12 protein-coding genes are annotated in these 13,412 nt (G+C 44.9%); all 12 read left to right on the top strand.

The window, feature by feature from the left end; translation table 11 throughout:
* Window positions 1-73: 73 nt before the first annotated feature.
* The 12 genes from RDW05_RS00265 (at window position 74) to RDW05_RS00210 (ending at window position 13,199) form a co-directional block, all read left to right on the top strand.
* On the top strand, window positions 74-1,003 hold the full coding sequence (locus tag RDW05_RS00265; RefSeq protein WP_307977417.1) for a hypothetical protein: 930 nt from the start codon (window positions 74-76) through the stop codon (window positions 1,001-1,003).
* Window positions 1,004-1,126: 123 nt separating this feature from the next.
* The gene (locus RDW05_RS00260) at window positions 1,127-2,605 is read left to right on the top strand and encodes an OstA-like protein (protein ID WP_307977416.1); all 1,479 of its coding nucleotides are present in this window, start codon (window positions 1,127-1,129) and stop codon (window positions 2,603-2,605) included.
* An 11-nt stretch (window positions 2,606-2,616) separates the two neighbouring features.
* The gene (locus RDW05_RS00255; protein WP_304276814.1) at window positions 2,617-3,180 is read left to right on the top strand and encodes an SIS domain-containing protein; all 564 of its coding nucleotides are present in this window, start codon (window positions 2,617-2,619) and stop codon (window positions 3,178-3,180) included.
* Window positions 3,170-4,660, top strand: a complete 1,491-nt coding sequence (rfaE1, locus tag RDW05_RS00250; protein ID WP_374110987.1) for a D-glycero-beta-D-manno-heptose-7-phosphate kinase — start codon at window positions 3,170-3,172, stop codon at window positions 4,658-4,660. The genes RDW05_RS00255 and rfaE1 overlap by 11 nt, the downstream gene beginning before the upstream one ends.
* Window positions 4,657-5,631, top strand: coding sequence for an ADP-glyceromanno-heptose 6-epimerase (gene rfaD / locus RDW05_RS00245; RefSeq protein ID WP_009145598.1), 975 nt, complete (start codon window positions 4,657-4,659; stop codon window positions 5,629-5,631). The genes rfaE1 and rfaD overlap by 4 nt, the downstream gene beginning before the upstream one ends.
* A complete protein-coding gene (gene gmhB, locus RDW05_RS00240) occupies window positions 5,621-6,127 on the top strand; it encodes a D-glycero-beta-D-manno-heptose 1,7-bisphosphate 7-phosphatase (protein WP_307977415.1) in 507 nt (168 codons plus the stop codon). The genes rfaD and gmhB overlap by 11 nt, the downstream gene beginning before the upstream one ends.
* A 2-nt stretch (window positions 6,128-6,129) precedes the next feature.
* Window positions 6,130-7,173, top strand: coding sequence for a lipopolysaccharide heptosyltransferase I (gene waaC, locus RDW05_RS00235; RefSeq protein WP_307977414.1), 1,044 nt, complete (start codon window positions 6,130-6,132; stop codon window positions 7,171-7,173).
* Window positions 7,173-8,219 (top strand): glycosyltransferase family 9 protein, encoded by a 1,047-nt coding sequence (locus RDW05_RS00230; RefSeq protein ID WP_021719467.1) that lies wholly within the window; start codon window positions 7,173-7,175, stop codon window positions 8,217-8,219. Before waaC ends, RDW05_RS00230 begins: the two co-directional genes overlap by 1 nt.
* Before the next feature lie 2 nt (window positions 8,220-8,221).
* The gene (locus RDW05_RS00225; protein WP_307977413.1) at window positions 8,222-8,866 is read left to right on the top strand and encodes a hypothetical protein; all 645 of its coding nucleotides are present in this window, start codon (window positions 8,222-8,224) and stop codon (window positions 8,864-8,866) included.
* Window positions 8,867-9,020: 154 nt separating this feature from the next.
* A complete protein-coding gene (locus RDW05_RS00220; protein ID WP_293827747.1) occupies window positions 9,021-10,424 on the top strand; it encodes a sodium:alanine symporter family protein in 1,404 nt (467 codons plus the stop codon).
* A gap of 223 nt (window positions 10,425-10,647) precedes the next feature.
* Window positions 10,648-12,234 carry an AAA family ATPase gene (locus RDW05_RS00215; protein ID WP_374110990.1) on the top strand — a complete coding sequence of 529 codons (1,587 nt, stop codon included), beginning with the start codon at window positions 10,648-10,650 and terminating at the stop codon, window positions 12,232-12,234.
* Window positions 12,235-12,527: 293 nt separating this feature from the next.
* Window positions 12,528-13,199, top strand: a complete 672-nt coding sequence (locus RDW05_RS00210; protein ID WP_293724966.1) for a hypothetical protein — start codon at window positions 12,528-12,530, stop codon at window positions 13,197-13,199.
* The last annotated feature ends 213 nt before the right edge of the window (window positions 13,200-13,412 follow it).

The raw sequence follows: 13,412 nt of genomic DNA, 5'->3' as shown, positions 1-13,412 counted from the left end.
CCTGCTTTCCCTTTAGAAAATCTTCTTTTCGTGCTATAATAAAAATATATAGCTCTGATTGGAGGTAAGAAAATTGAAAAAACAGCTTGCAACTTTATTGTTGACCTTTATCTTTTGCTTTACAACGGTAATCCCGGGCTTTGCAGCTGATGCTGCTGTTCCCATGGCTGAAAAAATTGGTGCCATGGAAAAAATGCTTTATGGTACGGAGCAAAGCGGTTCTCTGCTGCAGCGTATGGACAGCCTTGAGGATGACGTTTACGGCACTATTACAAGTGATGCAATAATCAACCGCGTTGATAATATGTACGATTACCTTGAAGGTACTCCTGATAACGGAGAGGCTTCCTTTGCTACTAAGCTTAATGTAGTAGAATGGAAGATGAATGAAAGCATGTCCGGTGGCGCAGCCAAAAACCGTATTGAAGCAACTGAAAAGCTTCTCTATGGTCAGAACCAGACCGGTTCTTTGAGCGGACGCCTGGAAAATCTGCTGAAGCTTGCTTCCTATGAAGATGGTAATGTGCCTGTACAGGATGTAACTTTGCCGAAGGATTCTGTTTTGAAAATCACTTTTACTTCCGAGCTGAGCACTAAAATGAGTCGCCAGGGCGATACAGTGCACTTCAAAGCTGCTGATAACCTGTACGTAAATGATGTACTGGTGCTGCCGAAGGGAGCAACCGGTGTCGGTGAAGTAAAAAAGGTTGTTCAGCCTGGTATCTTTGGTAAGGATGGCCGTATTGATATCAACTTTACCTATATCTATGGTATAGATGGTACTAAGATTCCTGTTACCGTAGGCGAGCTGGCCAAACAAAAGGCTGAAAGCATTGCCGGTGCAGCCGGAGCCGCTATTGGCGGTATGATTATTCTTGGTCCTGTAGGCCTGGTTGGCGGTGCCTTTGTTAAGGGCAACAGTGTAACTATCCCGGTTGGCTGTGAAACCTATGTGCAAACTGCTGCAGATACTACCCTGCAGGGTGCAGTATATCAGGAATAAAATCGAAAATTATACGTGAAAAGCTCACTCTTTCGAGTGAGCTTTTGCTTTTTTTATGGTATAATGTTAAGTGGATTATTATGAATTTTTTTATTTGCAATTATAGAGAAGGAGTTTTTTCGTATGAAGAAGACTTTTATAGCTACCACATTAGCTTTGGGCATGTGCATGCCTGTTTATGCAGAACAGTTTAGCAACAGCAACAGCGACAGTATGCTGAGTCCGGTTTCTGTCAGTGAGCCGAATGTTGCATTGCCTCATCGCGAAACGCAGGATGCAGAAAAGCAGCAGGGACTGCCGATTCACCTGACAGGTGAGCATGCAGTATATGATACTGTCAGCGGCGATTTTCATGCCGAGGGTAATATCAGGGTATCACAAAATGGCCAGGATATTTATACAACGCAGGTAAAAGGCAATATGAAAACTGGCGATATCTGGTTATTAGAAGGTGGCAAACTGGTAGAGGGAGAAAGTGAAACTCAGGCTGCCTGGGGTCATTATAACTTTAACAATAAGACCGGTGAAATGAAAAAATTGACCGGTAAAAACGGCAAGGATTTCTTTGCTGCGCCTCATGCTACTATCTATCCGGACAAAATGATTCTTGATGAGGGTGGCTCTACCAGTCGCTGCCCGGCAGAAAAGCATCCTAAATGTTTGGAAATCAAGGCTAAGACCTTTGAAATTTATCCGCATGATAAAATGGTAGCACGCGACGTAAAGGTTTTTGTGCGCGGTAAGCATATCTATTCCCGTGATTATTGGGAAAACAGCCTGACGGAAAAATCCAAGGAACGTATCCTGCCGCATATCGGCTTCAAGGACAGCGATAAGGGAACTTATGTCAATCTTTCCTATGAGCGTCCGTTAGGAGACAAGGATACAATTTATGCTGATATAAATTATTACAGCAAGGCTGGCTATAAGCCTGTTTACGGCCTGGAGCATAACGAGCGTAACTTTAAGGTTACCTACGAAAACGGCTGGTATGAGGACGATGACGAATGGGTAGAGAAGCAGAACAATATACGCTTTAATTATAAAACTCATCATATCGCTCCTGGCCTGCCTTTGACTTACAGTGCTTACTTTGAGCGTGGTTTGTGGAAAAATGATGATACTGGACGCAAGAGCTGGCATACAGAATATGGTGCCTTCCTTAACCATGACCGCATTTATCTGTTCAACAGCAAAAATACTTCTTTGGATTTGACGATTGGCAAGAAATGGACACGTGAGAGTGCAGAGGATTCTTTGCAGTCTACCAATGTTTATTATGCAACATTGGGCCAGAAAATCAGCCCGAAGTGGAATACCTGGGTTGGCTATTATCGTGAAGATTTTACGACAGATGTATTCACCTACGATCAGCCTGATATGGCCAAAGAGCTGCGTAATGGTCTGCAGTATATTATGGATGACAAGAACAGCTTTACCATTGTCAACCGTTATGATTTAGACCAAAAGGAAAACTATGAAACAAGATACAGCTGGACGCATAAGTTCTGCTGCTGGCAGCTTTCCTTGATTTATAAGCATAAAGATATTGATAATAAAGACAGTGCTTTTGAAGCTAAGTTTGATTTTATTAACTGGTAATGAGGTAGAAAATGAAAGAGATTATTAAGCAACGCTTTCTGGACCATCTGCAGGTGGCAAATGCTGTGATGAACAGCGAGATTCTGGCACAGATTGAGCGCATTGCTGTAGAAGTAAAAAAGGCGTTGGCCAATGGCAACAAGGTTTTGTTCTGTGGCAACGGTGGCAGTGCCGCTGACAGCCAGCATCTGGCTGCCGAGTTTGTAGGCCGTTTTCAAAAGGAACGCGCCGGTCTGCCTGCTATAGCACTGACGGTGGATACCTCCATTTTAACTGCTGTCGGCAACGATTACGGCTATGATAAGGTGTTCGTGCGTCAGGTACAGGCGCTTGCACGTCCCGGTGATGTGCTGGTAGGCATTTCTACTAGCGGCAACAGCGCCAATGTTGTAGAAGCTGTTGAGCTGGCCAAGAGCATGGGTGTTTTCTGCGTAGGCATGACGGCTGAGGGCGGCGGCAAAATGAAGCTGCTGTGCGACGAGTGCATCGCTGTGCCGGTGAAGGTTACTGCCCGTGCGCAGGAAATGCATATTTTGATAGGCCACATTTTATGTGAGCTGGTGGATGGTGAATAATTTGGCTGATTTAGCTGTAACAACTTTTTTAGCAGAACAAATTAAGAATGTACGCATTGCTGTTATCGGCGATGTGATGCTGGACAGATACTTCCAGGGCGAAGTAAAACGCATTTCGCCGGAAGCACCTGTACCGGTAACACGTATTACAAAGATAAATTCCGTGCTGGGCGGTGCGGCAAACGTTGCTGCCAACCTGGCACATCTGGAATGTCAGGTTTTTATGGGCGGTGTGACAGGTGATGATGAAAACCGTCTGCTGCTGGAAAAGCTGATGGATGATGCAGGCATCAATCATCAGGGACTGGTGAAAAGCAAACGCCGCAAGACCATTACCAAGCTGCGTGTTTTGGGCGGCAATCAGCAGATGCTGCGACTTGATTTTGAAGAAACCGGCGATTTATTCCCGGAAGAAATCATTGAGCTGCGTCATTGGCTGGCAGGACTGCTTGATGAAGGCTTGGATGGCATTATTGTTTCCGATTATGCCAAGGGTGTCTGCTCGGATGATTTTTGCCAATGGGTAATTGCTCAGGGCAAGGCCTATGATATACCGGTTTTGATTGATCCTAAGGGAGCTGACTGGTCTAAGTATGACGGCTGCGATTTTATTACGCCTAATCTAAAGGAAATGTGTGAGGCTGCAGGCTGTCAGCGTGAAAACTCTGATGAAGCCGTTGTCAGCATGGCGCAGGCTGCACGCGAAAAATTTCATATTAAGAATGTAGTTGTTACCCGCAGTGAGCGCGGTATGAGCCTGGTTAATGCTGAGCAGGTGCTGCACAGCCCTGCTACCGCCATTGAGGTGTTTGATGTTTCCGGTGCTGGTGATACGGTGGCGGCTACGCTTCTGGCAGGTGTTGCAGGCAAGCTTTCGTTGGCTGATGCTGTTTATATGGCAAACCGTGCTGCAGGAATTGTTGTGGCCAAGGTTGGCACTTATCCGGTGCACCGTGACGAGCTTTTGAAGGATCTACTGACGGAGGAACGCAAACAGGGCCGTGGCTATCGCACACTGAGCTGGCAGGAGATTGCATCTCTGGCAGCAACCTGGAGAGCATGCGGCGAAAAGATTGTGTTCACCAACGGCTGCTTTGATATTCTGCATGTTGGACATGTAACGTATCTGGAGAAGGCACGCAATCTTGGCAAGCACTTGATTGTGGGCCTGAACACGGACGCTTCCGTTCGCCGACTGAAGGGTGAAACAAGACCTTTGGTGCATGAGCTGGACCGTGCGCGTGTGCTGGCTGCATTGGCCTGTGTAGATGCGGTGGTGCTGTTCGACCAGGATACTCCGACTGAGCTTATTGAAAAAATTCGTCCCGACATTCTCGTCAAGGGCGGCGATTACAAGCCTGAGGAGGTTGCCGGACGTGAATATGCCGGTGAAGTGCGCATTATAGAATTTGAGGATGGTTATTCCACAACCGGTGTGGTGGAAAAAATTGCCAAAATGGTTAAGGAGGGCAAATTATGATTATCGTAACTGGTGGTGCCGGCTTTATCGGCAGTAATATTGTTAAAGGCTTAAATGACCGTGGTATTGATGACATTCTTGTTGTTGATAACCTGACCAACATGGTTAAATTTAAAAATATCCAAGGCCTGAAGGTTAAGGATTATATGGATAAGTATGCTTTCATGGATGCACTGAAGGCAGGCAAATTCAATCATGAAAAAATCGACGTTATCTTCCATGAGGGCGCTTGCTCCGATACTATGGAATATAACGGCAAATACATGATGGAAAACAACTTTGAGTATACCAAAAACGTGCTGCATTTCTGCCTCGACAGAAAGATTCAGATGATGTACGCTTCCTCTGCTTCTACCTATGGCAGCGGTGCGCATGGCTTCCGTGAAGAGCCTGCCTGTGAGGAAGCGCTGAACGTTTATGCTTTCTCCAAGCTGTTCTTCGACAACTATCTGCGCCGTCTGCTGCCGCAGGCACAAAGCCAGGTAGTAGGCCTGCGTTATTTTAACGTATACGGTCCGCAGGAAAACCATAAGGGCAAAATGGCTTCCATGATTTACCAAATGTACAATCAGTGGAAGGCAGAGCACAAGGTGCGCCTGTTCGGTGAATACGCTGGCTATGGTCCGGGCGAGCATACACGTGACTTTGTGTATGTAAAAGATGTTGTTAAGGTAAACTTCTATTTCTGGGATCATCCGGAAATCAGCGGTATTTTCAACTGCGGTACCGGCCATGCGCATCAGTTCAATACTCTGGCTAAGGCTGTGCTGAACCATTTTGGCAGCGGCGAGCTGGAATATGTACCGTTCCCTGAAGTGCTGAAGGGCAAATACCAGAGCTTTACCGAAGCAGATGATACTAACCTTTTGGCAGCAGGCTATGACGGCGGCTTTACTCCGATTGAAGAGGCTGCCGAGGAATATTGCCAGCTTCTCGACAAGACCGGCGGTTATTACGTTTATGAAGGCTAAGGCGGTATTTTTTGATAGAGATGGCGTGCTCAATGTTGATGTAGCCTATCTCTACAAAATTGAGGACCTGCGCTGGATTGAAGGTGCACGCGAGGCTGTGGCGTATCTGTCGCAGCTTGGCTATAAAATTTTTATTGTAACAAACCAGAGCGGTATTGCGCGCGGTTATTATACAGTAGAGCAGATGAATGAGCTGCATGCTTATATGCAACGTGAAATTGCTGCGGCAGGCGGTAAAATAGAGAAAATCTATTACTGCCCGCATCATCCCGAGGGCAGCGTGCCGGAATATACCGGTGTGTGCGATTGTCGCAAGCCCAAACCGGGAATGCTGCTGCGGGCGCTGGCAGAATATGATATCGACAAGGAGCAGAGCTTCTTGGTCGGCGACAGCAAGCGCGATGTGGAAGCAGCGGAGGCTGCCGATGTGAAAGGATATCTTTTCACGGGCGGTAATCTGTTGGATTTCGTAAAAAATATTGTAAGCGAGAGATGATAATGGAGTATCAGAATATCCTGTTAATCAAAATGAGTTCTTTGGGTGATATACTGCATACGCTGCCCTTTGCGGCGGCGTTGCGCAAGCGTTATCCCAAGGCGAAAATCACCTGGCTGGTACATCCGCAGTTTGCGGGCTTTGTACCGGACCCGCCGGTGATTGACGAGGTGCTTTATTTTGATAAGGTAAAATTTAATAAGCTGGGCTTCAGTGATAAGCTGAAATATTTTTGCGAAATGCGCTCTTTGCTGCACAGCAAGCATTTTGACCTGGTGATAGATATGCAGGGCCTTTTCAAAAGTGCGGTGTTGGCTGCTATCAGCGGCTGCGATAACCGCATCGGCTATTGTGAAATGCGCGAGGGCAGTGGTTTTATCAGCAAGGCAATTGGCGGCAGTCATAGCAAGGACCATGTTATTGAGCGTTATCTTGACGTGGCGCGTTATCTTGGTGCTAAGGTTGATTCTTTGGACGATGTGGAATTCCCGATGCCGGATTTGAGCAAGGAAACAGCTTCGGTGCAGCATAAGCTGCAGGAGGCAGGCTGGCAGGGCGGCGATTACGTTGTTATTGTCCCCGGTGCGCGCTGGTGGACGAAGGAATGGCCCGTAGAGCATTATATCGAGCTGGCGAAAAAGCTGACGGCTGACGGTACTGCTGTAGTGCTGGCAGGCGGTCCGGATGATGCAGTCAAGGGACAGAAGATTGCTGAAGGCACAGCAAGCTCGTTGGTTATTGACTTGACGGGACAGACGAGCCTGCGTGAGCTGGCGGCGCTGATTAAGGGCTGCAGCTTCTACATCAGTGCGGATACCGGCCCGCTGCATTTTGCAGCGGCTTTGAAAAAGCCTCTTGTGGCAATGTACGGACCGACGAAGGCTGACCGCACAGGCCCGTATGGCAGCAAAAATTCCACGGTACTGCTTTCACCGGCTAAGTGTGCAGGCTGCTTGAAGAAAAAATGTGATAACTGGCATTGTATGCATGATATAACGCCGGATATGGTCTATAAAATTTATCAGGAAAAGGTGGCAAAAGGCTGATGGCACAAGCTGTAGAATTAAATGGCAAAAAAATATTGGTAACATTTTTGATGCATCTGGGAGACCTGACGCTGACCACGCCTTTCATCCATGCGCTGCGTAAGGCAGCACCGGATGCGCATATTACTTTTCTGGCAGATGAGAAGCTGAAGGATGTAGTACTGCATAATCCGTATTTAGATGAGGTTATCACGATTGATAAGAAGGGCAAGGACAACAGCCTGCTGGCGCTGATGGCCTGCGCCCGTCGTCTGAGCAAGATGGATTTTGATGTGCTGATTAACCTGCATCCGAATGAGCGTTGCAGCTTTATTGATGCTTTTACCAAAGTGAAATTGCGTTGCGGTACAACACACACTTTGTTCAAACCGCTTTGGGATGTGTTTACACCGCTCAACCGCAAAATTCATGCGGCTGATATGTATCTTGATGTGCTGACGCAGCTTGGCGTACAAAAGCTGGAGCATAACGGTCTGGAGATTTTTCCGAGCGAGGAATATCAGCAGCATGCAGAGGAATTCTGGCGTGAGCACGGCGTGTTCGCTACCGATAAGCTGGTAGGCTTTAATATCGGCAGTGCTGTTGTTACAAAGCGCTGGGCGCCGGAGCGCTTTGCCAAGGTAGCAGATATTCTTGCGGAAAAGGGCTATAAGCCTGTATTCTTCGGCGGTACGATGGACGAAGAAATGGTGCAGGAGGCAGTCAGCTTTATGAAGACGACTCCTGTGGTAGCAACTGGCAGCTTCCGTATTGGCGAGCTGGCGGCGGCAATGCGTCGCTGCAGCCTGATTATCACCAACGACAGCGGCCCGATGCACGTAGCAATCAGCCAGAAGGTGCCTATCGTAGCGATGTACGGTCCGTCCAGTCCGAAGCTGTACGGTCCTTATACCAAGGATGCAACTATTGTGACAGCGTTGCCGCCCTGCCCTGGTTGTGCAGGTGGCATGAAGCATAAGTGTGATGATATGCAATGTATGACACGTCTGACGGTGGAGCAGGTAGTGCAGGCTGCTGAACAGATGCTGCAGCAAAAGGAGAAATAATTTTGAGTAAGCAAAGCATTATTACCGGAGAGGTTTTATTGCTGTGTGAAAGAGTGGAGATGGCGCAGTTTATGCACGCTTATCTCCAGCATTTATTTAAGCAGGGTATCAGCTTGCCTAACATGCAGATTGTAAATTATCAGAGTATCGATAAGTTAGACTTGCTGACTAAACGCCTTATACAGCTGGAAGGCAGAGAAATAGTGCAGAAGGCAGTATTCTTTGCCGACGCGGCTGATGAGCGCGAACGCCGAATGCAGAAATTTTTTGCAGTGCGTGACAATACTTTCTTTAGAGGAGTGGAGTATTGCACGCACTTTTTCTTTCCCGGCAAAAAAGCTACTAAACGTTGGCAAAAGGGTTATCTTGAGGATATGCTGCTGCAGTCGCTGCGGCTGGAAAGCTCGGAGTGCAGTGATTATTATAATCTGTATAATATGAGTGCGGAATATTTGCAGTCAGTAAATTGCTGCCGTGGGAGAGAAAACAGATTAGTGAATTATAGCAGGCATTTACTGTACACCTATCTGGCAGGAACAGAAAGGTATGTGGGCATGCGCTTGGGCGAGGCGGCTCTGGCAGGAGCCTTTGATTTGGAGCATCCGTGCTATGCGAGTCTTAAGGAATGCTTGCAAGGCTTAAACTAGAGCAGCAGAATGCGAGGTTATCAAAATTACTTAATTGATTTATTATATCGTGCTAAAGTGTTAGCTTTACAGGCTATCGTCCTTTCTGAATTTTGGAAAAGCAAATAAATATGTTATAATTAACAAACAAACTAAAAAAGGGGGAGCCACATTTATGTTCGGAGAAATTATTGGAGCAATCAGCAATTTTATGTATAGTTATTTGCTGATTATCATGCTCATCGGTGTAGGCCTGTACTACACTTTGCGTACTCGTCTGGTGCAGGCGCGTATGTTTAAGGAAACTATTCGTGTTATTTTGGAGAAGCCTGTTGAATCCGGTGCGGTATCATCCTTCCAGGCTTTGATGGTATCTACTGCGTCCCGTGTAGGTACCGGTAATATTATCGGCATTTCCACAGCTATCTGCCTCGGCGGTTATGGTGCTGTGTTCTGGATGTGGGTTATTGCTGTTGTCGGCGGCGCTTCTGCTTTTATCGAAAGCACCCTGGCACAGATTTACAAGAAACGTGGTCCGCACGGCAGCTACGGCGGCCCTGCATATTACATCGAAGCTGCTTTGGGCAGCCGCGGTCTGGCAGTGCTCTTTGCTGTGGCCTTGATTGTAACATATGGCTGCGGCTTTAACATGCTGTGCTCCTACAATCTGCAATCCACCTTTGCTGCTTTGAGCTTCTATAATCCGGATACTACTCCTTGGATTATCGGTGCTGTAGAGGCTGTGCTCGTAGGCTATTGCCTGCTGGGCGGTGGCAAGCGCGTTATCAAAGCAACCTCTACTTTAGTTCCTTTGATGGGTGTTATCTACATTTCTGTAGCATTTATCCTGACTATTATGCATATCAACCTGGTTCCCGGTGTTGTAGGAAGAATTTTTGCTGAAGCATTTGACTTCACTGCAATTTTCGGTGGCTTTGCCGGCAGCTGCATGATGTTCGGTATCAAACGCGGTCTGTACAGCAACGAAGCAGGTGTTGGTTCTGCGCCGAACGCTGCTGCTGCAGCTGACGTTTCTCACCCGGTTAAGCAAGGTCTGGTTCAGATGCTGTCCGTATTTATTGATACTCTGCTGATTTGCACCGCTACCGCTTTCATGTGCCTGAGCTCCGGCATCGAGCCGACCAAAGAGCTTGCCGGTGCGCCCTATGTACAGGCAGCTCTGGCAGCAAGCATGGGCGATTATGCTAAGCTGTTTATCACTGTATCCATGGTACTGTTTGCCTTCACTACTCTGCTGGGCAACCTGTATTATGTAGATAATGCTTTTGCTTATGTTCTGAAGCATGTTCCTGGCAAAACCTTTACCCTGTGCTACCGCATTCTGGCTTGCGTACTGATTTTCATCGGTGCGGGCTCCAGCATGGGCACCATGTGGGATCTGGCGGATGTTACCATGGGCTTCATGGCAATTATCAACTTGCCGGTTATCTGCATTCTGGGCGGTCCTGCTCTGCGTGCGCTGGATGATTACACTGAGCAGCGCAATGCCGGTAAGAATCCTGAGTTTAAGGCCAGCAAGATTGGTCTGACTCAAAAGCTGGACTACTGGCAGGATTAATATTTGTTTCTTGGAGCTGTTACGAGATTTCGTAGCAGCTCTTTTTTTCTTGTAAAGTTAATTGGCTTATCGGTGACAGAGAAGTGGGACATAAATATAAAAACTTCGGTGAAAACAACATCGCGATGTCATTTTCACCGTAAAATAGTGATAAAAGCTTTGCTTGCTAATTATCATAGTGAATGATAAAATCATAAGTAAGAAAAATTTTTAGGAGGGCATGATGGGCAGATTTGTAAATCCTGATAATAGTGCGTTTCAGGTAGCAGTTGCTTCAGAAATATATATAGATAAAACTGGTATGCTGGCTTATACTAATAAAGTGCTAAGTACGAAACAGGCTCTTATCTGCAACAGCCGTCCGCGGCGTTTTGGTAAATCAACCACTGCAGATATGCTGACAGCATATTATAGCAGAGGGGCTGATTCTAAGAAGGTGTTTGCTGGTTATGAGATTAGCAATGACAAAAATTTTTCTAAATACTTGAATAAATATGATGTGATTCATCTTGATATTCAGTGGTGTATGATGGACGCTGGGTCAGCAGAGAATACAGTTAGTTATATAAACAAAAATGTCATTGGTGAATTGAAAAAATTATATCCGGAGATAGAGTTTGCGGATGTTCAGCATCTTTATGGTGCGCTTTCCAAAATAAATGCTGCCTTAAAGCAGAAATTTATTATTATTATTGATGAATGGGATGTTTTGGTGCGTGATGAAGCCACAAATACTGCTGTTCAGGAAGAATATATTAATTTTTTGCGAGGTTTGTTCAAAGGAGCAGAACCGGAAAAATATCTTGCATTAGCTTATCTTACAGGGATTTTGCCGATTAAGAAAATTAAAACACAGTCCGCATTAAATAACTTTGAAGAATTTACTATGCTTGCACCTGGCGGTTTAGCTTCCTATTTTGGCTTTACGGAAGCAGAAGTACAGGGATTGTGCGCAAAATACAATGTTGATTTTACAGAAGTAAAGCGTTGGTATGATGGTTATTTTTTAGGCAATGAGCATATATATAATCCTAAAGCAGTTGTCAGCGTGATGCTGCGCAAGGAATTTCAAAGTTATTGGTCACAGACAGGAACTTATGCAATGATAGTTCCATTGATTAATATGGACTTTGATGGCTTAAAGGCTGCTATAATAGAGATGCTGTCAGGAGATATTGTTAGCGTCAATGCTAAAACTTTCCAAAACGATATGGTTAACTTTACAGATCGTGATGATGTGCTGACACTTTTGATTCATCTTGGCTATCTTGCTTATAACCAGAAGCTCAAGGTGGCGTTTATTCCTAACGAAGAAATTCGCGAGGAGTTTTTGGCAGCAGTAAAGCGAAAAAAGTGGAATGAGTTAGTTGATTTTCAACGTGCTTCAAAAGCTCTTTTAAATGCTACGTTGGATATGGATGCAGAAGCAGTAGCGGAATATGTTGAGAAAATTCATCAGGAATATGCGTCTGTTATTCAATATAACGATGAAAACTCTCTTAGCAGTGTTCTGGCGATAGCTTATCTGAGTGCTATGGAGTATTATTTTAAGCCAATTAGAGAGCTGCCAACTGGTAGAGGGTTTGCTGACTTTGTGTTTTTACCGAAAGCAGAGTATGCTGAAGGCTATCCTGCGCTATTGGTAGAGCTTAAATGGAATCAATCTGCTGAAGCTGCGCTTGCACAGATAAAAGAGAAGAAATATCCTGAGTCACTTGTGCAGTACACAGGAAATATTTTGTTGGTAGGCATTAATTACGATAAGAAGAATAAAAAACATCAATGTTTGATTGAAGAGATGAAAAAGTGATTTTCGCTGCGGCTTATGCCGCAGCTTTTTTCTTGCAAAAGTAAACTTTAGCTATACTGTTTTTACCATATCACTTATCGTATACTATTCTCACAAAGTTCCTTGAAAACTAAATAGCACAAAACATATTTAGTGAACTACTATTTTTGCCCTAGCCTGCTTGTTATAATGAATGCAAGAAGTAAGACAAATACTGAGTTGTTGGTAGAAGTTTTATATGTATGAGATAAGAGAGGGTGCAAAACATGAACTTAAAAAAGGCATTTCAATATCAAAAACAGATTGGCAAACTTATGACTGATATTGTTGGTGATGACTTGGAGATTATAAAAACACCTGTTAACACTAAAACAACAGCAGCTGCTAATCCCAATAAGTTTCTAGTGAATAAGGAAGTTTATAAACGTAGCGAATTAAACTACCTTTTTCCTACGGAGCAGCAAATCTATAAGGATGAAGTAAAGGTATTAAAATCATATAATACCAAAGGTTATGCATTGCCAAAACTGATTGCTGTTTATAATTATTTGGCAGATTGCCGCAGACTTTTGGCGGAAGCGATTGCTAAGACTAAGCTTAGTTTAAAGATTGGTGCTAATGCTTACAGTTATGATGCAGCAGTTATTTATGCTAATGATTTGCGTAAGACGCTTACATTATACGATTGTATTGCAAATATGGGCGAAACGGAAAAGGACGAGGTTCAAAAGCTTGCCTTTAGCCGTAATAATGAGAAGCTGATAGCAGAATATACAGTAACGCATGTTAAAACGCCTATACTTGAAGCGGTACAGGCTGCTAAAACTGAATATGACCGTCTTTTAGAGCTGACGAGTGAGTTGAGTGATGCGATTGAAGCAGCTGCGCTCACAAGCAGGATAGATAACAAGGCTGTGCCTGCTTTCCCTGTTACTGCTGATCTTGATTATATTTACACACATCTGGAGAAGCTGCAAAATAAATAAACTTGTTTATACGTAGGCGTAATTTGTTTATGTCTGCAAGCAATTAAATATTGATAGTAAAGCTAACTGCAAACAGCTTTTGATTTATAGATTGCAACCATATTTCTTCCTAAATTATGGGAAACAAAGAAATTTTGGCTATATTAAGCTGTCTTGGCGGAGAGGTTAAGATACCTATGCTATGATTATTGGTCGTTAAAAGTGCAGAGCTAG

The organism is uncultured Phascolarctobacterium sp. (assembly GCF_902463975.1).
Lineage (GTDB): Bacteria > Bacillota > Negativicutes > Acidaminococcales > Acidaminococcaceae > Phascolarctobacterium_A.
The sequence above is the reverse complement of the archived record's forward strand: the minus strand, read 5'-3'. Positions and strand labels throughout refer to the sequence as shown.

Bases quoted from the DNA above. Each gene is read 5' to 3' on its own strand.
- RDW05_RS00230 (WP_021719467.1), top strand. From the start codon at position 7,173: ATGGCACAAGCTGTAGAATTAAATGGCAAAAAAATATTGGTAACATTT.
- rfaE1 (WP_374110987.1), top strand. From the start codon at position 3,170: ATGGTGAATAATTTGGCTGATTTAGCTGTAACAACTTTTTTAGCAGAA.
- RDW05_RS00260 (WP_307977416.1), top strand. From the start codon at position 1,127: ATGAAGAAGACTTTTATAGCTACCACATTAGCTTTGGGCATGTGCATG.
- waaC (WP_307977414.1), top strand. From the start codon at position 6,130: ATGGAGTATCAGAATATCCTGTTAATCAAAATGAGTTCTTTGGGTGAT.
- RDW05_RS00210 (WP_293724966.1), top strand. From the start codon at position 12,528: ATGACTGATATTGTTGGTGATGACTTGGAGATTATAAAAACACCTGTT.
- RDW05_RS00215 (WP_374110990.1), top strand. From the start codon at position 10,648: ATGGGCAGATTTGTAAATCCTGATAATAGTGCGTTTCAGGTAGCAGTT.
- rfaD (WP_009145598.1), top strand. From the start codon at position 4,657: ATGATTATCGTAACTGGTGGTGCCGGCTTTATCGGCAGTAATATTGTT.
- RDW05_RS00255 (WP_304276814.1), top strand. From the start codon at position 2,617: ATGAAAGAGATTATTAAGCAACGCTTTCTGGACCATCTGCAGGTGGCA.
- RDW05_RS00220 (WP_293827747.1), top strand. From the start codon at position 9,021: ATGTTCGGAGAAATTATTGGAGCAATCAGCAATTTTATGTATAGTTAT.
- gmhB (WP_307977415.1), top strand. From the start codon at position 5,621: ATGAAGGCTAAGGCGGTATTTTTTGATAGAGATGGCGTGCTCAATGTT.